The sequence below is a fragment of the Streptomyces sp. NPDC002787 genome, assembly GCF_053592095.1.
The window spans coordinates 25,691-47,089 of sequence record NZ_JBSFVC010000048.1 but is presented as its reverse complement, the minus strand read 5'-3'; the positions used below and the strand labels follow the sequence as shown (position 1 = coordinate 47,089).

At 70.6% G+C, this 21,399-nt stretch carries 18 protein-coding genes; 9 read left to right on the top strand and 9 right to left on the bottom strand.

Annotation, left to right across the window (positions count from 1 at the left end; all coding sequences use genetic code 11):
• Positions 1–222 precede the first annotated feature (222 nt).
• The 3 genes from ACWD26_RS40430 to ACWD26_RS40420 are packed head-to-tail and all read right to left on the bottom strand — an operon-like array spanning position 223 to position 1,610.
• A complete protein-coding gene (locus ACWD26_RS40430) occupies positions 223–570 on the bottom strand; it encodes a tetratricopeptide repeat protein (RefSeq protein WP_451278139.1) in 348 nt (115 codons plus the stop codon).
• A gap of 51 nt (positions 571–621) precedes the next feature.
• Positions 622–1,107: a MarR family transcriptional regulator gene (locus ACWD26_RS40425; RefSeq protein ID WP_451278137.1), complete on the bottom strand. Its 486-nt coding sequence runs from the start codon at positions 1,105–1,107 to the stop codon at positions 622–624.
• Entirely contained in the window at positions 1,104–1,610 is a 507-nt protein-coding gene (locus ACWD26_RS40420) for a MarR family winged helix-turn-helix transcriptional regulator (RefSeq protein ID WP_451278135.1), read from the bottom strand. The genes ACWD26_RS40425 and ACWD26_RS40420 overlap by 4 nt, the downstream gene beginning before the upstream one ends.
• Positions 1,611–1,736: 126 nt before the next feature.
• Here ACWD26_RS40420 and ACWD26_RS40415 point away from each other — a divergent pair, with 126 nt between their 5' ends.
• Positions 1,737–2,702, top strand: coding sequence for a pirin family protein (locus ACWD26_RS40415; protein WP_451278133.1), 966 nt, complete (start codon positions 1,737–1,739; stop codon positions 2,700–2,702).
• A gap of 779 nt (positions 2,703–3,481) precedes the next feature.
• On the top strand, positions 3,482–4,201 hold the full coding sequence (locus ACWD26_RS40410) for a CDP-alcohol phosphatidyltransferase family protein (RefSeq protein ID WP_451278131.1): 720 nt from the start codon (positions 3,482–3,484) through the stop codon (positions 4,199–4,201).
• Here the strand turns inward: ACWD26_RS40410 and ACWD26_RS40405 are convergent.
• Complete coding sequence (locus ACWD26_RS40405) at positions 4,161–4,673, bottom strand: adenylyltransferase/cytidyltransferase family protein (protein WP_451278129.1); 513 nt, start codon at positions 4,671–4,673, stop codon at positions 4,161–4,163. The genes ACWD26_RS40410 and ACWD26_RS40405 overlap by 41 nt on opposite strands.
• Positions 4,674–5,009: 336 nt before the next feature.
• On the opposite strand from ACWD26_RS40405, the gene ACWD26_RS40400 reads away from it, so the two are divergent.
• Genes ACWD26_RS40400 through ACWD26_RS40390 form a run of 3 tightly spaced genes read left to right on the top strand, consistent with a single transcriptional unit; the run spans position 5,010 to position 9,207 of the window.
• The gene (locus tag ACWD26_RS40400) at positions 5,010–6,215 is read left to right on the top strand and encodes a glycosyltransferase family 4 protein (RefSeq protein WP_451278140.1); all 1,206 of its coding nucleotides are present in this window, start codon (positions 5,010–5,012) and stop codon (positions 6,213–6,215) included.
• Positions 6,212–7,906 carry a lipopolysaccharide biosynthesis protein gene (locus tag ACWD26_RS40395; RefSeq protein WP_451278127.1) on the top strand — a complete coding sequence of 565 codons (1,695 nt, stop codon included), beginning with the start codon at positions 6,212–6,214 and terminating at the stop codon, positions 7,904–7,906. Before ACWD26_RS40400 ends, ACWD26_RS40395 begins: the two co-directional genes overlap by 4 nt.
• Positions 7,903–9,207 carry a hypothetical protein gene (locus ACWD26_RS40390; protein WP_451278125.1) on the top strand — a complete coding sequence of 435 codons (1,305 nt, stop codon included), beginning with the start codon at positions 7,903–7,905 and terminating at the stop codon, positions 9,205–9,207. The genes ACWD26_RS40395 and ACWD26_RS40390 overlap by 4 nt, the downstream gene beginning before the upstream one ends.
• Before the next feature lie 31 nt (positions 9,208–9,238).
• Here ACWD26_RS40390 and ACWD26_RS40385 read toward each other — a convergent pair whose 3' ends face one another.
• Positions 9,239–10,738, bottom strand: coding sequence for a hypothetical protein (locus ACWD26_RS40385; RefSeq protein WP_451278123.1), 1,500 nt, complete (start codon positions 10,736–10,738; stop codon positions 9,239–9,241).
• 124 nt (positions 10,739–10,862) lie between these two features.
• Here ACWD26_RS40385 and ACWD26_RS40380 point away from each other — a divergent pair, with 124 nt between their 5' ends.
• Positions 10,863–11,402 carry a WcaF family extracellular polysaccharide biosynthesis acetyltransferase gene (locus ACWD26_RS40380; protein ID WP_451278121.1) on the top strand — a complete coding sequence of 180 codons (540 nt, stop codon included), beginning with the start codon at positions 10,863–10,865 and terminating at the stop codon, positions 11,400–11,402.
• The gene (locus ACWD26_RS40375) at positions 11,399–12,526 is read left to right on the top strand and encodes a glycosyltransferase (RefSeq protein ID WP_451278119.1); all 1,128 of its coding nucleotides are present in this window, start codon (positions 11,399–11,401) and stop codon (positions 12,524–12,526) included. Before ACWD26_RS40380 ends, ACWD26_RS40375 begins: the two co-directional genes overlap by 4 nt.
• On the opposite strand, the gene ACWD26_RS40370 is transcribed toward ACWD26_RS40375, so the two are convergent.
• From ACWD26_RS40370 to gmd, 3 genes are all read right to left on the bottom strand, one after another.
• Complete coding sequence (locus ACWD26_RS40370) at positions 12,505–13,194, bottom strand: hypothetical protein (protein ID WP_451278117.1); 690 nt, start codon at positions 13,192–13,194, stop codon at positions 12,505–12,507. The genes ACWD26_RS40375 and ACWD26_RS40370 overlap by 22 nt on opposite strands.
• Positions 13,195–13,320: 126 nt before the next feature.
• The gene (locus ACWD26_RS40365; protein WP_451278115.1) at positions 13,321–16,056 is read right to left on the bottom strand and encodes a LamG-like jellyroll fold domain-containing protein; all 2,736 of its coding nucleotides are present in this window, start codon (positions 16,054–16,056) and stop codon (positions 13,321–13,323) included.
• Positions 16,057–16,294: 238 nt separating this feature from the next.
• Complete coding sequence (gene gmd, locus ACWD26_RS40360; RefSeq protein WP_451278113.1) at positions 16,295–17,308, bottom strand: GDP-mannose 4,6-dehydratase; 1,014 nt, start codon at positions 17,306–17,308, stop codon at positions 16,295–16,297.
• Between the two features lie 152 nt (positions 17,309–17,460).
• On the opposite strand from gmd, the gene ACWD26_RS40355 reads away from it, so the two are divergent.
• Positions 17,461–18,405 carry a GDP-L-fucose synthase family protein gene (locus ACWD26_RS40355; protein WP_451278111.1) on the top strand — a complete coding sequence of 315 codons (945 nt, stop codon included), beginning with the start codon at positions 17,461–17,463 and terminating at the stop codon, positions 18,403–18,405.
• A 74-nt stretch (positions 18,406–18,479) separates the two neighbouring features.
• Here ACWD26_RS40355 and ACWD26_RS40350 read toward each other — a convergent pair whose 3' ends face one another.
• Positions 18,480–19,883, bottom strand: a complete 1,404-nt coding sequence (locus tag ACWD26_RS40350; RefSeq protein ID WP_451278109.1) for an exopolysaccharide biosynthesis polyprenyl glycosylphosphotransferase — start codon at positions 19,881–19,883, stop codon at positions 18,480–18,482.
• 547 nt (positions 19,884–20,430) lie between these two features.
• Here ACWD26_RS40350 and ACWD26_RS40345 point away from each other — a divergent pair.
• Positions 20,431–21,393 carry an LCP family protein gene (locus ACWD26_RS40345; RefSeq protein WP_451278107.1) on the top strand — a complete coding sequence of 321 codons (963 nt, stop codon included), beginning with the start codon at positions 20,431–20,433 and terminating at the stop codon, positions 21,391–21,393.
• Positions 21,394–21,399: the final 6 nt, after the last annotated feature.

The following is a 21,399-nucleotide window of genomic DNA, read 5'->3' as shown; positions in this document are numbered from 1 at the left end:
GGGGGGTTGGGTGTTATGTAGGCCGCGGGGGGGGGGGGGGGGGGGCAGGGGGCCGGCGGGGAGTTTCCCGGGCCACCCCAGTCGCGCTTGTCGGGGGGGGGGGCCCCCGCCCCGCCCGCCCCCCCTCGCTCCGTATGCTGGCCTTTCGCGGCCGCGCGAGTGTCAGCTGCTCGAATCACAAGTCGCCTTGCTCTACAGCCGCTTGCTTCACATCTGCTCGATCTACAGCCGCTCGAAGTCGCCCGCGAGCGCCGAGGCGATCCGCAGGTGGGATGCCGCCTCGTCGTGCCGGGCCTGCCGCTCGAGCGTGCGGCCCAGCATCAGCCGGGCGTAGTGCTCCACGGGGTCCCGTTCGACGAGCACACGCAACTCGGCCTCCGCGCGGCGCAGTTGGGCCGAGTGGTAGTACGCGCGGGCCAGCAGCAGCCGGGGGCCGGTCTGCTCCGGCACCTCCTCGACCAGTGGGCCGAGGACGCGCGCGGCGGCGGCGTAGTCCTTGGCGTCGAAGAACATCCGCGCGCGCTCCCAGCGCTCGGCGGGTGTTCCGTGGTCGTAGTACGTCGTGTCCACTGATGACCTCCTTCGACGGCCCACAACCCCCACTGGCTGTTGAATATTCCACTACTTCATGTCGGTCGGCTCTTTCATGGCGGCCAGCTCCGCGTTGGCCCGCTCGGTGACGAGGTTCAGTACGCGACCGGCGGCCGCCAGATCCTCGGCGGGGATGCCGGCGTAGATCCGGGCGGTTATGGGCGCGGTCTCGGCGGCGGACCTGGTGAACGCGTCCCGTCCGGCGTCCGTGATCCTCAGCCGGGACGGCTGCTCCGCGTCCGCCTCCACCAGCTTCGCGGAGACCAACTCCTCGACGACGCCCCGTATCTCGGCCTCCTCGACCTTGAGGGAGTCGACGGCCTGGTCGACGAGCCGGTCACGGTCGAGGGGTTCGTCGACGACGGCGACGAGCCGGAGGGTCACCGACTGCTGGAACGTCAGGCCATAGCCGGTCAGCACCCTCTCCAGGATCGCGCGACCGGCGTAGTGGGCGAGGCCGATGACCCGGCCGTTGAGGGTGGGCGTGGTGGGCGCGGTGGGTGCGGTGGTGGTCATGACTGCTCCTTCTCGTGTGCGGTGGATGGGTCCGTGGACGTCCTCGCGAGGGGGTCGAGCGGTACGTCGAGCAGGGCGGTCAGGTCGCGGGTGAACTCCTGGGTGCGGGTGCCGTCGAGACCGCCGAGCGGTTCCAACAGCTGTCGCAGCAGCCCTTGGACGACCTCGATCGCGCGCTGGGCGACCTCGCGTCCCTGTTCGGTGAGCGCCAGCTGTACGGCGCGGGGGTCGCGGGGGTCACGGGTGCGTTCGAGGAGCCCGGCGGTCTCCAGGGCGCGGGCCAGCTTGGAGACGTAGAGGGCCTCCAGGCCGGTGTGGTCGGCGAGCTGCCGCTGACTGGGCCGCAGGCCGGCCCGGTGCATGCCGTACAGCGACCCCATCAGCGCGTACTGCGCGTGGGTCAGCCCCAGGGGGGCCACCGCGCGGTCGACGGCGACCCGCCACTTCATGGACAGGCGCCAGACGAGAAAACCGGGCGTCGCGCCTTCGTAAGCCGAACTCATGCACATAATGTACATGGCTACTATATCCATGGCTACTGTTTTCGCGGGGCGGAGGGGCGGAGGAGCGGAGGGGGCAGGTGGGGGAGGGACTGACGGCGGGAGGCGGACGGGTCTAGGTTGTGGGGCATGAGCAATCTTGATCGCGAGGCGGTGCCCACGGTGTGCGGCGGCCGGGGCTTCGTGGTGGCCGAACCGGTGCGTGAACTCCTCAGCCCCCGCCGGGTGAAGCTCGGCGAGTCCACCGAGGTGCGGCGTCTACTGCCCAACCTGGGCCGCCGCATGGTGGGGGCGTGGGCCTTCGTCGATCACTACGGCCCTGACGACATCGCGGACGAGCCCGGCATGCAGGTGCCGCCGCACCCGCACATGGGTCTGCAGACGGTGAGTTGGCTGCACGAGGGCGAGGTGCTGCACCGCGACTCCACGGGCAGCCTCCAGACGATCCGCCCGCGCGAACTGGGCCTGATGACCTCGGGCCGGGCCATCAGCCACTCGGAGGAGAGCCCGAAGACGCACGCCCGTTTCCTGCACGGAGCCCAGCTGTGGGTGGCTCTGCCGGACAGCCACCGGCACACCGAACCGCGCTTCGAGCACCACGCCGAACTGCCCGTCGTCACGGCCGCCGGCCTGAGCGCGACGCTGATCCTCGGCTCCCTGGACGGCGCGACGTCGCCCGGCACGACCTTCACACCGATCGTCGGCGCCGACCTGACCCTGGCCCGCGGCGCCGACGTACGCCTCCCCCTCGACCGTGACTTCGAGTACGCCGTCCTCTCCATGTCCGGCGAGGCCCACGTCGACGGCGTCCCCGTCCTCCCCGGCTCGATGCTCTACCTCGGCTGCGGCCGTACGGAACTCCCCCTCCGCGCCGACTCGGACGCCTCCCTCATGCTCCTGGGCGGCGAACCCTTCGAGGAGGAGCTGATCATGTTCTGGAACTGGATCGGACGGTCGCAGGAGGAGATCGTGCAGGCGCGTCGGGACTGGATGGAAGGCTCCCGGTTCGGGGAGGTGAAGGGGTACGACGGGGCGCCACTGCCCGCACCGGAACTGCCGCCGGTGCCGTTGAAGCCGCGGGGAAGGGTGCGCTGACCTGCGGGAACGCGTCAGCGTCGGTGGCCACAGGCGGAAGGCGGCCGGGTAAGTCCCACTGTCTTCCACCTGCTTGCCGGGAGGCGTCCAAACAACCGGCTGAGTCAGGCCGGTGCGGTTGGCGATTCCACGGTGTGGCTGTCTGTGGGCAGCTGTGGCAGGACTCTTGCTGACCTAATGCTGACTTTGCTGACGCCCCGTCATGCTCGGGTGAGGGGCTCTTCTCCCAGCTTCGGGGCTTGCGGAGGCGTTTGCAGGTCCGGTGGCGTCCGGACCGATGCTGACCTGGCTGGCGGTCGAGTCAGGTGTTGCGGAGGGACGGCGTCGCTCACTCTGCCGCCTTGTTGAGGTTCCACAAGATTCCGTTGGCGCCGCTGTCTCTCGGCAGCGCCGCTTGCGTCCGATCCGAGGGTGCTGCGCCGGAGAGTGACTAGCAATTTCTTCGTCTGCTGGTGGTACATGGCTCGCGCCCGCTTTGACCGGCGAGATTGATGACAATCGATGTGAGCGGCGGGAGGCCGGCCCGGGAATGGTCCGGATCTTTGTTCGGGGCTGGCTGGCAGTGCCGAACCCTGCAACGACGTAGGCGGGGACGCCGGCGGTTGCGTTGCTGCTCGGGCCGAGCGTGGTCGGGTCCGCCGGACCCTGGTCCGCATCCGTCGCCGCGACGACGCCCGTCACTTCCGGTCAGTTTTCCGATCGTTCGTCATTGCGCGCTGTCACCTGTGATGATGTGGATCAGGGGAGCGACCGGTGAGGTCATGAGGTTCGGGGGATCGATGAGCAGCACGACGTCCGCGCTGATACGGCTGAAGTCCGCGCAGAAGAGCGCGAAGGGCGTATCGCTGTATTCGCGGTTCGTGAACCGGCCCGCAGGCCGGTACCTCGCCGCCGGGGCGTACCGGCTGGGACTGACGCCCAATCACGTCACCATGATCAGTGCGGTGTTCAGCTTCGCGGCGGTCGCTGCGGCGGCGGTCGCCGCGCCCACCTGGGCTGCGGGCCTCATGGTGTGGCTCGGACTGGCGGTCGGTTTCGCCTTCGACTCCGCGGACGGCCAGCTCGCCCGGCTGCGCGGCGGCGGCAGCGCGGCGGGTGAATGGCTCGACCATGTGGTCGACTGCGCCAAGATCACCGCACTGCACACCGCCGTGCTGATCTCCTTCTACCGGCACCCCGGTCATTTCGGGACCGTGGCCGACGGCTGGCTGCTGGTGCCGCTCGGCTTCCAACTCGCCGCCGTCGTCACGTTCTTCGGTGGGCTGCTCACCGAGCAGCTCAAGCCCAAGGCGGCCGGGGGCGAGCGTGCCGCGCCCTCCACGGCACGCGCCGTGGCCCTCCTCCCCGTCGACCACGGGGTGTTCTGCCTGGTCTTCCTGTTGCTCGGCGGCGGCAGCGCATTCCGGTGGGCCTACACCGTCCTTGCCGTCGCCGCCGCGCTCTTCCTCGTCGCCTTCCTCACCAAGTGGTTCCGGGAGCTGTCCGCAGTTCGTCGGTGAACCGCGTCCCGTCGAGGGCGTCGATGGCACGTCGCAGCTGGGTGCTCGAGGTGTGCACGGTGTACGGGAAGTAGACGACGTCCACACCCACCGTGGCGAAGTCCCGCTCCAGTCGCTCCCCCTTCGGCGTGTCGCGCCAGTCATCTCCCTTGAACAGCACGTCGAAGCGGACCTGCTTCCACGTTTCCAGCTTGTCCGGCACGGTCTCGACGAACGCGGCGTCCACGTACCGGATGCTGCGGACGATCTCCAGTCGCTCGACCAGCGGGATCATCGGCCGCCTGGCCTTGGCCCGTTCGGCCATCTCGTCCGAGACCACACCCGCCACCAGGTAGTCGCACTGGGCACGCGCGTGGCGCAGGATGTTCAGGTGCCCGATGTGGAAGAGATCGTAGGCGCCCGGTGCGTAGCCCACGCGATACGGCTTGCTCGATGGCAACAGATGCCCCCCTTGATCGATGGTGTCCCCCATGCACACCCCTTTGTGGGTGATGTGCGGACTTTGACGATAGCGTTCATGCTCGGTGCCCGGAGGGTGAACAATGTGGGTGCGTTCAGGTTCACTTCCGACCAGTGCGGGGGACCGGGGGGGTCCCGTTGGACGTGGACACACAGGGGAGGCCGCAGAGGCGGCCGGGGGGAAGGTTTTCGTCGCGTGACACATACCCACGATGAACGTCTCGATCGGGGCGGGAGCGGGACTGCCTTCACGACCGGCTCCGTCTCGACGCAGCGCACCACCGAGCCTGACGTCACCGCGCTCACCGGCCCTGAGGGCGAAGTCGCCGCGTCCGGACGCCGGTTGCTCCTGGTGTCCACCAACTACGCGCCCGAGCAAACCGGTATCGGCCCGTACGCCACCGGCATCGCCGAGCACTGGGCGAGCCGCGGCCATGACACCCACGTCCTCGCAGGGCTCCCGCACTACCCGTCCTGGCGCCTCGACCCCGCCTACCGCAGGGTGTGGCGCGCCACCGAGCAGCGTGCCGGGGTCACCGTGCACCGCCGACGGCACAGCGTCCCACCGCACCAGAGCGCCCTGCGCAGAGCCCTGTTCGAGAGTTCGATCCTCGCTCACGGTCTCGTCGCGCCACCCCGCACCGGCCGCGTCGACGCCGTGTTCGCCCAACTGCCCAGCCTCGCCGGGGGAGTGCTCGGCGCCCGTATCGCCGCCCGGCACCACGCCCCGTACGTGCCGGTCGTGCAGGACCTCATGGGCGCCGCCGCCGCGCAGTCCGGCATCCGGGGCGGCGGCCGTGCCGCCGAGCTGGCCGAGCGTGCGGAGTCGTGGGTGCTGCGGCGAGCCACGCTCGTCGGTGTCATCCACGAGACGTTCGTCGAGCGGGTGCAGGCCATGGGCGTGGATCCCGGACGCATCCGCGTGGTCCCCAACTGGTCGCACATACAGGCTCCTTCGGCACGCCGTGCGGACACTCGTGAGCGCCTCGGCTGGCGGCCGGAGCAGACCGTGGTCCTGCACTCCGGCAACATGGGCCTCAAGCAGGGGCTGGACGTGCTGGTGGAGGCGGCCCGCCGCGATCCGGCCACCCGGATCGTCCTGATGGGCGACGGCAACCAGCGCGAGCACCTGGCCCGGAGTGCCGAGGGACTGCCCAACCTGGAGATCCTGCCTCCCGTGGCCGACACCGACTTCCCCGACGTGCTGGCCGCGGCCGACGTGCTCGCCGTGACCCAGCGCGCCTCCGTCCTCGACATGAGCGTCCCCTCCAAGCTCACCTCATACTTCGCGGCCGGCCGCCCGGTCGTCGCCTCCGTCGCCACCGAGGGCGGGACGGCCCGCGAAGTGCTGCGCTCCGGTGCCGGAATGCTTGTCGAACCGGAGAATCCCGATCAGTTCTTGTCGGCGGTGCGTAGACTTGCGGAAGATCCAGTGAAGGCAGATGAGTTGGGTGCGGCGGGGCCGCGCCATGTGACTGCTCATCTGTCGCGGGAGGCGGGTCTCGCACGGATGGACGCGCTGGTCGAAGAGGCTTTGGGGGGACTTGGCAGGTGAACGACACACACGTCACGGTCCGGGGGGAGGACGAGCCGGAGCAGTTGCGCGAGCAGTTCCGCCAACTGCTGCGCTACCGGTGGCTGATCGGCGGGGGTGTTGTCGTCGGACTGCTGGGCGGCGCCTGGCTCGGCATCACCGGCGCCGACAGCTACGCCGCCACGACGGACATCGTGCTGCGCGCCCCCACCACCGACCCGTTCGCGCCGACCCTCTCCAGCGACAAGGCGCTCAACATGGGGTCCGAGCGGCAGACGGCGCTCAGCCGCAAGGTCGCCGAAGACGCCGCGAAGCGCCTCGGGATGGGCGCGGACGAGGTCGACCAGCTGCAGAGCGGGCTCCAGGTCACCAACCCGCCGCAGACCCTGGTGCTGCACTTCACGTACAACGCCTCCGACCCGAAGGACGCGGCGAGCCGCGCCAACGCCCTCACGCGGTCCTACATCGACCTGCGCAAGGAGCAGTGGCAGTCCATCCGGGGGTCGATGCTCAAGAGCCTGCAGGACCAACTCGACCCCGTCGCCAAGCAGAACGACGAACTTTCCAAGCAGCTCAAGGCACTGCCCGACGGCTCCGCCGCGGACTCCGCCTACGCGGTGCAGGCCAACCTGCTCAACCGCATCACCGATCTCCGCGGCAAGATCACCAGTCTGAAGGCGCTCGACATGACGCCCGGCAACGTGATCCGCAACGCCACCGTCCCCGCCTCGTCCGACGGGCCGGGCCTGCCGCTCTCGCTCGGCCTGGGCGGCCTCGTCGGCGTCGGCCTCGGCCTGCTCGGCGCCTGGGTGCGCCTGGTCTTCGACCCCGCGCCGCGCTCGGCCGGTGACGTGGCCCGTGCGGTGCGCGGTCCCGTCCTCGGCGTGCTGCCGCGTGGCTCGGCGGGGGCCCTGGTAGTCGGCCGCACCGACTCCCTGGCGGCGGAGGAATACCGCTCGATCGCCTTCCGGCTCGCCTACGACGAGAGGTTCGCCGACAGGCGCCGTCTGCTCGTCGTAGCCCCGCGTGGCTCCATGGCGTCGAGCGTGGCCGTCGCGGTCAACCTCGCCGCCTCCTTCGCCGAGACCGGCAAGAACGTGCTGCTCGTCGAGGCCGACCTGCGTAAACCGTCCCTGTCCGAACGGCTCGACGTGTCCGCCGTCTCCCGGCCCCGCTGGAGCCGCACCGGTGAACATGCCGAGGGCGAGTGGCCCGCTCACGGCCAACTCGTGGTCGACGCGGGCGAGTCCGGGGTCTTCAATCTCGTCCCCGGCGAGCGAGTGCGCAACGTCGCGCGTGCCCTGACCTCCGCCCGGACCACCCGGCTGATCGCCGAGGCCGACGATCCCGATGCCACCGTCGTGGTCGTCGCCCCGCCTGTCCTCGCCTACGCCGACGCCCTCGCCCTCGTGGACCGCGTCGACGGGGTGCTCATCGTGTGTGACCCGCGCACTGTGCACCGCGCCGACCTCGTCCGCATCCGCGAGCTGATCGTCGGTGCGGGCGGCACCGTGCTCGGTGCGGTGACGCACACCAAGTCGCGCCGGGGCACATCGGCCCTTGCCGCCCGTCGCGACAACCGGCGCCTCGAGCACGGGAGTTCGGCTGCACGCCCCGCTCCGTCCAGCGCCCACCCCGAGCCCGAGCGACACCTCGACGGCGACGGCAGTGACACGGTGGCACTGCGCACCGTCCACTCGGGGGACAGGTGACCGCCGAGGAGAAGCAGCCGCAGACGTCCGACCCGCCGCGCGCATCCCGGCGTTCGACGGCCGCGCTCGCCTCCGTGCTGGATCAGGCGGCGTCCAGCCTCACCAACATCGCCGTGCTGGTGATCGCAGCCCGCGTCTCCACCGTGCACGGGTTCGCCACCTTCTCGATGGTCTACCTGACCTTCACGGTACTGCTCGGCCTCAACATGGCGTACGTGGGCCAGGCCGTCGTCCTCACCCGGGACGACACCCCGCCCACCAGGGCCGCCTGCCGGTCCTCGGTCTCCTTCACCGCTCTGGCCGCCACCGCCGTCGGGGCCCTGCTCGCCGCCGTCGGTGCGGTCACTGCCGCCGCCACCGGTGGCTGGGCCGGGCCGGGCGGAGCCTTCCTCGCCCTGGGGCTCGTCCTGCCGCTGGTGCTGGTGCAGGACGGTCTGCGGTACGCGTTCTCCACCCTGCGGCGCCCCGGCCTGGCGCTGGCCGCCGACAGCCTGCGCCTGGTGTGCGTGGTGCCCGCGCTGCTGTTCCAGCCCTGGCACACCGCGCCGGGACTGCTCGTGGCCGTCTGGGGAGTGTCGGCCGTGCCGGCGCTGCTGCTCGGCCTGCGCCTGCTGTGGCCCCATGTCCGTGGCACCCGGGCCGACCTGCGGCCCTATGTGCGCCGGGGCCACCTCGGACAGCGCTTCGTGGTGGAGTTCGCCGTGGGCAACGCCTCCAGCCAGCTCGCCGTGCTGGGACTCGGGCTGTTCGCCGCCCCGCTGGCGGTCGGAGCGCTGCGCGGGGCCACCACGCTCTTCGGCCCGCTCAACGTCCTGTTCAACTCGGTCAACGCGTTCGGGCCGCCGTTGCTGGGCCGTCTGAGAGGCCGCCGGGCCACCGCCCGCGCCGCCGCCGTGCTCGGCCTCGTGCTCTGTGCCGTCGGCCTCGCCTGGGGACTGGTGCTCTACGCCCTGCCTGACGACGTGGGACGCCAACTCCTCGGCGCCACTTGGCAGTCGGCTTCCGCACTGCTGCCCGCCTCGGGTGCCCAGTACGCGGTGATGGGCCTCGGCACCTGCGCGCTCGTGACCCTGCGCGTGCTCAGCCCGCGCGGCACCCTGTCAGTGCAGGTCGTGTTCTCGCTGCTCTCGGTCGTCCTCATGCTCGGCGGATACCTGCTGAGCGGGTCGGCACTGGGCGCCGCCTGGGGACTGGCCGCGGGTTCCGCGCTGAAGGCGGTGGCGGCCTGGACCCGCGTCACCCGCCTGCGCGTTAAGGAGCGGTCCACGGCCGCGCCCGTCCCGGCGGTCCCCTCGGGCTGAGCGCCTGCGGGACCGGCCCGACGGCGCCCGTTCAGCGCAGCCCGGCCGCCCGGTCCTGCCGGAACGTGGTGATCAGCGCGATGCAGCACGCCGCGATCGCCACGCGCCCCGACGCCTGCAGCAGCGGCCCCCTCAGCAGGATGAAGGAGTACCCGGCGACCAGGGGCACGACCAGCGCGATCAGGCTGCCCGGCGGGGCCCGGCGCACCGCCCGGCGCGCATAGCGGCGGTCCACCCGCGCCGCCGCGTACCCCAGCACCCCGAACCCCGCCGTCATGCCGACCGGCCCGAAGTCGATCCACAGCTCGGCCCACACCGGCGACGAGAGATTGGTGTTGGTCGCCCCCATCCACTGGCCGACCACCACGCCGGTGTCCATCGGCTTGCCCGGCCACACCGACCGGGGCACTGCGAACAGCACCGAGCCCGCCAGCTGCCGGCCGTAGGTGTGGCCGCGCCCCGACCGAACGTAGGTGATGGTGTTGGCGAACATGCCGGTCTGGTCGTAGTCCTTGAGGGCCAGTGGCTCCAGGGGCGAAGTGGTCTGGACGGGACGGTAGTTCGCGTCGTCATAGCGGAAGCGGTCCGCGAACGGGAACACGACCAGTGCCACTATCACGCCCAGACTCAGCGCGATCCGGTACAGCGCGGCGCTCACCGGGAAGACGGTGAACAACAGGGAGAAGAGGACGGTGAGGAACCAGAAACGCGGGTTGGAGATCGGATTGTTGACCACCGCGTTGAGCGCGGTCAGAGCCAGCCACACGGCGATGATCACCACGGAGCGGCGGGCCCTCCGAGAGGTCACCAGCCACCGCGTGTACACCAGCCAGGCGATGAGCGCGGGTACGGTGCCGAAGCCGCGCACGATGGCCTGCCCCGCCTGCGAGTCCGCCTGGGAGAGTCCCGCCTCCTCGACGCTGCTGATGATCTCCTGGCGGCTGGTGAAGAAGACCGCGGGGCCGCCCAGCTTGACCACGAGGAGCGCCGAGCCGACGAAGGCGACCACGGTCAGCAGGTACAGGCGGCGGCGGTGCACCAGTGCCGGGCGCAGTGTGTCGTCCCGCTCCCGGCCCGGCCGCTGACGGGCCAGCAGACAACCGATGTCGAAGGCGACGCAGCCGATCAAAACGAGCGAGATCGCTTCGGTCAGATCGCTGCGTGCCCCCACCACCGGGGTCGGCGTGCGGCCGAGCACGGTCTGGGCGAGCGGCGCCACCCCCATCGCCATGTAGACGAACAGCCAGAACGATCCGGTGAGCAGCTTGCGGCGGCTGGTGAGGATCATCGCCGACAGCCGGACGCCCGCGTACATCGTCAGCGCCAACTGCATCCACAGCGCCGAGTCGCGCAGGCCCGTGCCCCGCTGGACCGACACCAGCAGCGGCAGGAACACCGAGAATCCGAGCACCAGCGGGACCGACAGCGCGCGGGAGAGCAGTGTGCGCGGCGAGAAGGGCGGAGGCGCGGCGAGGTTCTGGGACCTCGGCTCCGGCGCTGTCGTCGCGTCCGGCTTCGTCTGCTGCGTCATGGCGCCCCCGCCCCCGAAGAAAGATCCCCGCCGCAGTCTACTGAGCTCGGGCCTGCGGTGAACGCTCAGCTACTAGAGTGGAACGAAGGGGCGTCTGGGGAGGCGCCGTTGGGGGGATGGATCGATGCGTGATCTCCCGGCCTTCACACTGGCCGGATATGACAAGGGGCGGGGGATACTCGTCCAGGCCCTCTGGTTCGCGGTGATGAACACCGTCTTCATGGCATGGTTCACCCCGGCCCGGGTCAGGGTGGCCCTGCTGCGAGCCTTCGGCGCCGAGATCGGAACCGGCGTGCTCGTCCGCCATCGGGTGCGGGTGCTGTGGCCGTGGAAGCTGACAGTCGGCGACCACACCTGGATCGGCGAGGGGGCGTGGATCCTCAACCTGGAGCCGGTCACCCTCGGCGCCCACGTGTGCGTGTCGCAGGAAGCCATGTTGTGCACCGGCAGCCACGACCACCGCGCCGCCGACTTCCGCTACCGCAACGCGCCGATCACTGTGGACGACGGCGCATGGGTTGCCACCCGCGCCACCGTCCTTGCCGGAGTGAAGGTCGGCCGCTGCGCCGTCGTCGGCGCCGGGGCGGTCCTCCACAAGGACCTGCCCGAACTGACTCTGCACACCGCCGACAACCGGCGCCGACCCGTCGAGGAGCCGGCGTGAGAGTGCTGCACGCGGTCACCCTGCACAGCACCACCCACGCCTTCGGCGGCCCCGTCCGGGTCGCCCTCAACCTCTGCCAGGGCCTGCGGGAACGCGGACACGACGCCCGTCTCACCGCCCTGGCCGACGGCTTCGAGCGGCCGCTGCCCGAGGAGGTGGAGGGCGTGCCCGCCCATCTCCATCAGGCGTGCAGGGTCCTGCCGTTGGGGTTCAGCGGCCTGACCTCCCCGCCGCTCCTCGCCGGCGCCCGCCGCCTCGTGCGGGGGGCCGACGTGGTCCATGTGCATCTCGCGCGTGACCTGGTGACGCTGCCGGTGGCGCTGGCCGCGTTGCGCGGCGGGCGGCCCCTGGTCCTCCAGACGCACGGCATGGTCGACCCGAGCGAACGGCTGTCGGCCCGGCTCCTCGACGCGGTCGCGGTGCGCCGGGTGCTGCGCGGCGCCGCCGCCGTACTGCATCTCACCACCCGTGAACTCCGGGACCTGCACGCCGTGGTGGGCGGGGCGGGCCTCGACCGTGCCGTCCGCCTGGTCAACGGCGTTCCCGCGCAGCCCGAGGGGCCCGAACCGCAGGGGCCGCCGCGCATCCTGTACGCGGCCCGGCTGCAGGCCCGTAAGCGCCCCGTCGACCTGGTGGACGCCGCGCCCGCGATCCTGGCCCGGCACCCCGAGGCGACCTTCGTCGTGGCCGGCCCGGACGAGGGTGAACTCGCCGCCGTTCGACGGCGGATCGACGAGCTGGGACTCGGGGGAAAGGTGAGCTGCCCGGGGCCGCTCGACGGGACGCGCATGGCCGACGAACTGCGCCGGGCGCACGTCTACGTGCTGCCGTCGGTGGACGAACCGTTTCCGATGTCGGTCCTGGAGGCGATGGCCGTGGGCACCCCGGTCGTGGTGACCGACTCCAACGGCCTGGCCCGTGACGTGGACCGGGCCGGAGCCGGGCGGGTGGTGACCGGATCGGACGGCATCGCCCCAGCGGTGCTCGACCTCCTGGAGCCGTTCGTGCGCCGGTCCGCATCGGCGGCGGCCCGCAAGCTCACCGCCGAGACGTTCGCCATGGACGCGGTCCTGGGCACACTGCTCGACGTGTACGAGCGGGTCTACGCGGGAAGCCAGGCGTAGCAGCCCGACGAGACGAACGTACGGGTCCCGGCCGGAATCTTCGCGGTCACCTTCTTGTGGCTGCCCGGTCCGGGGCCCGACGCCAGTACCTTGTCGCCCGCGCCCAGGGCCTTCCAGGTGCAGCCCACGGCGATGGTCAGCGACCGGTAGGTGCCCGCCTTCGGATTCTTGCGCGTTCCGTCGGCGAAGCCGGTCGCGGCGGTGTCCAGCAAGGGCTTCTGCTTCGGGCACAGCTGCTCGATCGCGTCGTCGGCGTTCGGCACCTCCCCGGCGATGAGCGCGCCGACCGCGGCGTCCTTGTCGTGGGCGGCGGTGCGCTCGATGCGCTGGCACGCCTCCTGGCCGGCCTGGAGGACGGCCGCAGGATCCATGTTCTGCGGCACGCGGCCGTGCAGGTACTCCTTCTCCTTGGCGGTGAAGGAACCGGTCACCGGGGTGAGCTTCGCGTCGGGCAGGACCGGGCCCTTGGAGGGCGTCGACGAACCCTCGGGGGCGGGGCTCGCCTGGTCGTCGGGTACGGCGGCGGCCTGGTCTTCGGAGACGTGCTGCGTGGGCTTCGCCTTCGCCTCCGACCCGCCGCCCGAGCTGCAGCCGGTGAGCGCGAGGAGCGTGGTGAGAGCGCCGACGGCGGCACCGTTCCAGAGAGTGCGAAGAGTACGAGTGTGCATGGTGGCTCCTGCGGCCCCAGCGGGCCTGGGTATGGAGGCGGGGCCCACACACAGGTGCGGCCCCGAGCGGGGTGTGTGGGGCGCCGGGCCGAGGCCGGGCGCCCCGCACACGGGACGCGCTGAGAGTTACGGCGCCCCGAAGGTCAGCACCAGCTGCGGAGTGTTCTCCGCGGTCGACGCCTCACCGGACCACAGCCACAGCGCGTCCGTCCCGGTGCTCGTGAGCGCCAGGTCGTAGCTGCCTCCCAGGGCCGGGGAGAGCGCCGAGGCGTCGAGCGTCGCCGAATAGACCGTCGAGAGGTCGGTGGCCCCGCTCAGGGTGCCCACCACGGTCGTGGACACGGCGGGCCTGGAGGCGTAGGTGGTTCCCGCCTCCGTCCAGCTTTCGGTGACCGGCCGCACGGAGATGTCGTCCGTGCTGCCCGCGCTGCTCAACGTGGTCGTCTTCACCGCGAGCCGCGCGCTCTTGAGCACCGTCCCGGCCGGCGCCGACGGCAGATCGAAGCGCAGATACGTCTCGTACGCGGAGCTGCCGCGCACCGCCAGCGAGGTGGAGGTGCCGTAGTTGGTGCCCGTGGCACCGGCGTTGACGTACGTGTCGTCCGACGCCCGGACGGTCTGCACGCTGTCAGCCGGGGCCGAGGCCAGAGTGTGGTGGCTCTGCACCTGGGACGCACTGAGCACCGACGGGTAGATCGCGGTCTCGTCGATCTGCCCGGCGAAGTAGTTGCTGGTGGGCCGGTTCGGCCAGCCGTTGAGGTTGTCGCCGCCGACGTGCCAGTAGCCGCTGTAGCTCTGGCTGTTGGTCTCGGCGAGCGTGCCGACCTGGTTGCCGTCCACGTACAGCCGCATCCCGGAGGAACCCTGCGTGGCGACGACGTGGTGCCAGGCGCCGTCGTTGTAGCCGGCCGGCGAGGTGATGGTGCGGGCCGTGCCTGCCCACACGCCGAAGACCAGCCGGCCGTCGTTGCGCATGTAGACGTGCTTGTCGTAACTGCCGCTGGGCTGCGTGGTGTTGTTGCCGAACCCGACGACCTTGCCGCCCCGGGTGGTCGTCGTCTTGAACCATGTCTCGATCGAGTACTGGCTCGGCACCGTGGTGCGCTTGTCGCTGTGGACGATCTGGTCGCTGCCGTCGAAGCCGATGGCGGTGGACGGACCGGTCACGGCGGCCGGAGTCTGGCGCAGCGAGGGCCCGTTGAGGTGGATGCCGCTCTGGTCGCCGGGCGAGGTGTCGCCGACGAACGGAGCGACGGACTCGTCGTAGCGCCAGTACAGGCTCGCGCCGTCGTCGAGCACCTTGGCCGGATACTTCTGGGCGGAGGTCGGCACCGTCACCGTGGCCGTGGCGGACAGCGCGGAGGCGTTGCCCGCCCCGTCGGTGGCCGTCACCCGGTAGCTGTAGGTCGAGCCGGGTGTGACGTCGGTGTCGGTGAACGACAGCTGCGGACGTGACCACAGCAGCGAGTCGCCGTCCACGGTGTACACCGGCGTGGAGCCGCCGTTGCGGTACACCTTGTACGTCAGCGTGCTGTCGTCCAGGTCGATGCTGGAGCGCCAGCGCACCTGCGCCTCGGTCGGTTTCACCGACTCGGCGCCGACCTGCGGGACACCGGGAGCGCCGGTGTCGGGCGAGGCCGCGAAGCGGGTGAGGCCCTGGCCGGGTGCGCCGTTGACGGTGGTGAACTCGCCGCCGACCCACATGTACTTGTTGTCGGACGTCTCCGAGACGGTCATCGTGCGCGGGCCGATGCCTTCGCCGAGACCGTCGTTGGTGTCCGGGAACCAGCCCAGCTTGTTGGTGCCGGTGGTCGGCTGCGCGAGCAGGTGGTAGCGGCGTCCGTCGGGGAACTCGCCGACGCTGGAGCAGTCGTGCGCGTGCGAGGCGCTGTAGAGCACGTCCTGGTAGGACTTGACGGCCTGGGTGGCGCCCAGGCAGGTGTCGCGCCAGCGCTGGTTGAGCGTGGACAGGTCGAGCGCGATGCGGCCGTCGAAGACGCCGCCGCCGGTGCCCTCGTTGCCGGTGTAGAAGCCGGTGGCGTCGGTGTCGAGCCCCTTGACCACCGAGTTGTTCGGTATGAATCCCGGGTAGGTGCGGACGTTGTCGCCCGTGGTGGCGTCGACGACGGCCAGGGCGTGCGAGTTGGAGCCGTTGACGGTGAAGAAGTCACCGCCGAGGATCACGTTCTGGCCGTCCGGGGTGACCGCGACGGCCCGGCCGGGCTCGTCGACGTCGGCCTGGAACGGCTTGACCGCGCCGCTGGTGGCGTCCACCGCCGCGTACCGCGCGTGCGAGCTGCCGCCGACCGAGGTGAAGTCGCCGCCCAGATAAACGGTGTCGTCGGTGACCGCCAGCGCCCGCACGGTGGCCGAGACGCTGGGGTGGAAGTTCGCCTTGGGCGTGCACGTGGCGATGTCGATGGCGGCGAGGCTGCTGACCTGCGTGCCGTTGACCGCGCCGAAGTAACCGCCCGCGTACAGCGTCTTCTTGTCCGGAGAGACGGCGAGCGCTCGTACGGTCGCGGTGCCGCTTCCGACGGTGAAGGAGAGGCTGCAGGACGTGGGAGCGCCGGTCGCCGCGTTCAGCGCGGCGAAGTTCACCGCGTTCTGCGCGGTGCCGCTTCCTCCCGCGGGCGGGCGCACCTGCGAGAAGGTGCCGCCCGCGAAGACCGTGCCGCCTGCCTCCGCCAGGGCCCACACGATGCCGTTGGTCTGCCAGGTCGGCAGGTCGTCGGCGGTGAAGGCGACCGGCGCGGTGAGCGCGGCGGCCGGTTGCGGCAGGGCCACCAGGCCCAGGCCCGCAGCGGTGGACAGGGCCAGGGCCGCGCTGAGGACTCTGGATCTGTGTCTGGATCTTTGCATGTAACCCCCCAGGCTTCTGGGCCCGGTCGCGGGCCCGCTGCCTTGACGAGCCCGCCGGGGTTCCCCGGATCCGAACGGGCCGTGTGAACTGTTTGCTCGCGAACCATACGAGTGCATGACACGTCTTGGAACGCATTTGACTCATCTGGTAGGAAATTTCAACGTGTTAACGGTGATCCCATGACACCCGGCGTCCGCGCCCGGCACACGCGTCCGCCTTTCCGCACGTGACGGGGAGTCAGCGGTCGATGCGTACGACGGCGCCCGCGAGTTCCTTCTCCACCTGCAGCACATCGGCGTCGACCATGATCCGCGCGAGCTCCTCCACCAGGACGGAGGGCCGCCAGCCCAGCCTCGCGTGCGCCTTGGACGCGTCACCGATCAGTGCGTCGACCTCGCTGGGACGCTCGTACTTGGGGTCGTAGCGCACGTGCTCGGTCCAGTCGAGGCCGGCGTGGGCGAACGCGGTCTCCAGGAACTGCCGCACGGTGGCCGGGACTCCGGTGGCCACCACGTAGTCCGTCGGCTCGTCGTGCTGGAGCATCCGCCACATCGCCTCGACGTACTCGGGCGCGTACCCCCAGTCGCGGACCGCGTCGAGGTTGCCGAGGTAGAGACGGTCCTGGAGGCCGGCCTTGATCCGGGCGACGGCACGGGTGATCTTGCGGGTCACGAAGGTCTCGCCTCGGCGTGGGGACTCGTGGTTGAACAAGATGCCGTTGACTGCGAACATCCCGTACGCCTCGCGGTAGTTGACGGTGGTCCAGTACGCGAAGACCTTCGCGGCGCCGTACGGGCTGCGCGGGTGGAAGGGGGTGTCCTCGTTCTGCGGGGGCGGCGTGGAACCGAACATCTCCGAGGACGACGCCTGGTAGATACGGGTCTCCACCCCGCTCGCCCGGATGGCCTCCAGCAGCCGCAGCGTGCTCAGGCCGGTCACGTCGCCGGTGTAGAGCGGCGCGTCGAAGGAGACCCGGACGTGGGACTGGGCGCCCAGGTTGTACACCTCGTCCGGCTGTATGTCGCGCAGCAGGTTCACCAGCGCCACACCGTCGGAGAGGTCGGCGTGATGCAGTACGAGGCGGCGCTCGGCCTCCTGGGGGCCCTGGTAGATGTGGTCGATCCGCTCGGTGTTGAAGCTGGACGACCGCCGCACCAGGCCGTGCACCAGGTATCCCTTGGAGAGCAGAAGCTCCGCCAGGTACGAGCCGTCCTGCCCGGTCACGCCGGTGATCAGCGCGGTTTTGGTCATGCGGTGTTCCCCTCCCTGCCGGACCCCTCCCGAGGGCGGATCCGGTCCGTGCGCCCGCCGTATACGGGTCGAATGTCATGAACTACAGGAAATTTCGGCAGAGTTACTGATCCGGGCGCACTGATCACGCGGCTCCTGGCATGATCCGGCTCATGACCGCATCGCTGCTGCCCGAACGTGCCCGTGTCTTCGTCGCCGGCCACCGCGGCCTGGTGGGCTCCGCCGTGGCCCGCCGGCTCGCCGCCGACGGACACGAGGTGCTCACCCGTACCCGCGCCGAACTGGACCTGCGTGACGCCGCGCGCACTGCGGCCGAACTCGCCACCCTGCGTCCCGACGCGGTGGTTCTCGCTGCCGCGAAGGTCGGCGGGATCATGGCCAACAGCACTCAGCCGGTGCAGTTCCTGGAGGAGAACCTTCAGATCCAGCTGAGCGTCATAGCCGGAGCCCATGCCGCCGGTGTGGGCCGCCTGCTCTTCCTGGGATCGTCGTGCATCTACCCCAAGCACGCCCCCCAGCCGATCAGCGAGGACGCGCTGCTGACCGGACCTCTGGAGCCCACCAACGAGGCGTACGCCCTCGCGAAGATCGCGGGCATCGTCCAGGTGCAGTCCTACCGGCGCCAGTACGGTGCGTCGTACATCAGCGCCATGCCGACCAATCTCTACGGGCCCGGCGACAACTTCGACCTGGAGACGTCGCACGTTCTGCCCGCCCTGATCCGCCGCTTCCACGAGGCCGCGGCCGAGGGACGCGAGGAGGTCGTTCTGTGGGGCAGCGGCACTCCGCGCCGGGAGTTCCTGCACGTGGACGACCTCGCCGCCGCCTGCGCCGTACTCCTGCGCTCCTATGACGGCGACGAGCCGGTCAACGTCGGCTGCGGCAGCGACCTCACCATCCGTGAACTGGCCGCGACGGTCGCCGAGGTCACCGGTTTCACCGGCCGGATCGCCTGGGACACGACCCGGCCCGACGGCACCCCGCGCAAGCTGCTCGACATCTCCCGGCTCGCGAAGCTCGGCTGGAAGCCGGCGATCCCGCTGCGCGACGGCATCGCCGCCACCTACGCCCACTGGCGCGGAGGCCTCGACGGCTGACCGGCCCCGTACGTGCAGGGGCCTCGGCGGCGTGCAGCGCGCGCCGGGGCTCTGTGCGGTCACGGGCGGCGCTCTCAGTATGCCCCGCGGCCGTCGACGACGGCGCGGAACGTGCGGGCCATGACGTCCACATCACTGGTGAACGACCAGTTGTCGACATAGCTGAGATCGAGTTGGACGCTCTCGTCCCAGGACAGGTCGGAGCGTCCGCTGATCTGCCACAGCCCGGTCATCCCCGGCCGTACGGACAGCCGTCGCCACTCGACGGGCGTGTAGTGCGCCACCTCGTCGGCGAGCGGCGGCCGCGGACCTACCAGGGACATGTCCCCCTTGAGGACGTTGACCAGCTGCGGAAGTTCGTCGAGTGAGGTGCGGCGCAGCCAATGGCCGACCCGGGTGACCCGGGGATCGCGGCGCATCTTGAACATCAGGCCGTCGTTCTCGTTCTCCTGGGCCAGCGCCGCCTTCTGGCGGTCGGCGCCCACCCGCATGGTGCGGAACTTCCACATCACGAAGGGACGCCCGGCCCGGCCGATGCGCTCGTGGAGATAGAGCACCGGCCCCGGTGAGGACAGTTTCACGGCGGCCGCGACCACCAGCAGCAGCGGTGCCAGCCCGAGCAGGCCCAGCAGCGCTGTGCTGCGGTCCAGGACCTCCTTGAGCAGCGGCTGCATACCCTCCCGCACCGGCGGGGCAACGCGCAGCAGCGACATCCCGCCGGCGGATCCGGTCTCCAGGCGCTTGACGGACACCTCCACCAGGCCGGGCGCGAGGAACAGCTCGATGCCGGCGTCGTGCAGGCCCCAGGAGAGGCGGCGCAGCCGCTCCCCGGAGAGCGCGGCACCCGGGACGACCAGCACCAGATCGGCGCCGAGCCGGTGCACCGCGTTGATGACCAGGTTGGCGTCCTCCGCCGGGGACTCCGGCGTGACGGCGGCGAGCCGCTCCCCGCTCCGGATCCCCGAGGCGAACGGGCCCTGTCCCACGGGGACGGCGCCCACCGCCACGTACGGGTGGTCGGTGCGGGAGGCGAGGTGCGCGGTGACGTCGTCCGCCGCGGTGGGCTCGCTCACCACCAGGACCTTGATCACCGCCTGCGCGTTGCGGCGCACCGCCGCGAGATGACGGTGCACCGCCTTGCGGCACACCAGCGTCAGCAACAGGGCTGGCAGCAGCGCCGCCAGGCACAGCAGCGCGCGCAGCCGCACCTCCGCCGCGGTGTGCACCGCCGCGAGCACTCCCAGCAGGATGAACCAGTCGTGGAGCACCGGCAGCGTGCCCCGGCTCTCACCGATGACCCGGGCCGCGTAGCGCGAGCGGAACAGCTGGACCCCCGCCCAGGCGAGCCCCGCGGCGATGCCGCTCGGCACCGCCCACGGCTGGTCCGTGACGTAGAGCATCAACGTCACCGGCACCCCGGCGCCGACCAGGTCGGTGATCAGCGACGCGGGTAGATACCACCGGGACTTGCGTCCCATCCACAGTGAGGAGCGCGCCTGTGAGCGCGCCTTGCGTGATCTCTCGGATTCAGCGGCCTGAACATCCCACATGTACCCCCCCAGGCACGTTCTGCGGTACGACTTGCCGGATGTCACGAACTCTCATTCGTCGAACATGCGGCGCGATGGTGAACAGTACGGCAAACTTGTGCACTCATGGGGGCGTTAACGTGAACTTCACCGAGAAGTGCCAAGTCGTACGAAATCCCGCGCCGGGCCCGCTGATTGATGCCACGGTGTCATGGTCTGACGGAAAGTCGTACGAACATCGAACGTGCTGGCTACAGTGTGCGCCCGGTGCGGAAGGGGCCGCGCCGCGGTGACATGGGGGTGCGTGGTGGGGGACAAGAACACGGCCGAGGCCGAAACGACGGGCCGGGAGGAGGGGGCGGACAGAGACGGTTCCGTGGTACCCGACCCGGTTGGCGGTGTCCACGATGCCTCAACCGAAGTTTCACAAAAGGGGATTGACGACTCCGGAACCACGCGGACACAGTCCCGGCGTATCAACAGCCGCGCGCGTCGGGTGCTCCTCGGGGCGCTCGTACTGCTCGCCGTGGGCCTGCTCATGGTGGGCGGGGTCGCCTGGTGGGCTGTCGACCACTACACCGGGAAGGTCGACCGCATCTCCGGCGTCTTCCCGACGAAGGTCCCCGCGGCGGCGCAGCCGGCACCCTCCGACGGCGGGCAGACCTTCCTCCTCGTTGGCGTCGACAGCCGCTCCGACCTGCCGACCACGGGCCGCGACGCCAAGGCCCCCGAGTGGAAGTACGGGGCCCAGCGCAGCGACACGATGATGCTGGTCCACCTCCCGGCCGACCATTCCGGCGTGTACGTCGTCTCGTTGCCCCGTGACGCGTGGGTGAACATCCCCGGACACGGCAAGGCCAAGCTCAACGCCGCCTTCTCCTGGGGCGGACCGCCGCTGCTCATCGACACCGTGCAGCGGCTGACCAAGGTGCGCGTCGACCACCTCGCCGTCATCGACTGGGACGGCTTCAAGAAGCTCACCGACTCCTTGGGCGGGGTGAACCTCGTTGTGGACGGCACCAGCCGCCACATGAACGGCACACAGGCCCTGACCTACGTGCGTGAGCGGCGTCACCTCGCCCGCGGTGATCTCGACCGGACGCACCGTCAGCAGTACTTCCTCCGGACGATACTGGCGAAGGTCATGCGTCCTTCGACCTTCACCAACCCCGTCAAGGCCGCCAAGGTGCTGGACGACCTCACCGCCGCGGTCAGCGTCGACGACCGGCTCGGCGACGGCGACCTGCGTGACCTGCTGTGGGACAACAAGAAGGTGCGCCCCGGGAACATGGTGTTCATGAACGCTCCCACCAAGGGAACCGACACGATCTCCGGCCAGTCCGTGGTGCTTCTCGACTCCGCCGCCGGCGCCCAGTTGTGGCGGTCCATGCGCGAGGACAACCTCGACAGCTACCTGCAGTCGCACGACGTCGACCGGCTCGGCGCCACAACTCCCTGACGGCCG

Excerpts from the sequence above, each read along its gene's own strand:
- ACWD26_RS40355 (WP_451278111.1), top strand. The coding sequence starts at position 17,461 with ATGACCGCATCGCTGCTGCCCGAACGTGCCCGTGTCTTCGTCGCCGGC.
- ACWD26_RS40410 (WP_451278131.1), top strand. The coding sequence starts at position 3,482 with ATGAGCAGCACGACGTCCGCGCTGATACGGCTGAAGTCCGCGCAGAAG.
- ACWD26_RS40370 (WP_451278117.1), bottom strand. The coding sequence starts at position 13,194 with ATGCACACTCGTACTCTTCGCACTCTCTGGAACGGTGCCGCCGTCGGC.
- gmd (WP_451278113.1), bottom strand. The coding sequence starts at position 17,308 with ATGACCAAAACCGCGCTGATCACCGGCGTGACCGGGCAGGACGGCTCG.
- ACWD26_RS40350 (WP_451278109.1), bottom strand. The coding sequence starts at position 19,883 with ATGGGACGCAAGTCCCGGTGGTATCTACCCGCGTCGCTGATCACCGAC.
- ACWD26_RS40425 (WP_451278137.1), bottom strand. The coding sequence starts at position 1,107 with ATGACCACCACCGCACCCACCGCGCCCACCACGCCCACCCTCAACGGC.
- ACWD26_RS40365 (WP_451278115.1), bottom strand. The coding sequence starts at position 16,056 with ATGCAAAGATCCAGACACAGATCCAGAGTCCTCAGCGCGGCCCTGGCC.
- ACWD26_RS40420 (WP_451278135.1), bottom strand. The coding sequence starts at position 1,610 with ATGAGTTCGGCTTACGAAGGCGCGACGCCCGGTTTTCTCGTCTGGCGC.
- ACWD26_RS40380 (WP_451278121.1), top strand. The coding sequence starts at position 10,863 with ATGCGTGATCTCCCGGCCTTCACACTGGCCGGATATGACAAGGGGCGG.
- ACWD26_RS40385 (WP_451278123.1), bottom strand. The coding sequence starts at position 10,738 with ATGACGCAGCAGACGAAGCCGGACGCGACGACAGCGCCGGAGCCGAGG.
- ACWD26_RS40415 (WP_451278133.1), top strand. The coding sequence starts at position 1,737 with ATGAGCAATCTTGATCGCGAGGCGGTGCCCACGGTGTGCGGCGGCCGG.
- ACWD26_RS40405 (WP_451278129.1), bottom strand. The coding sequence starts at position 4,673 with ATGGGGGACACCATCGATCAAGGGGGGCATCTGTTGCCATCGAGCAAG.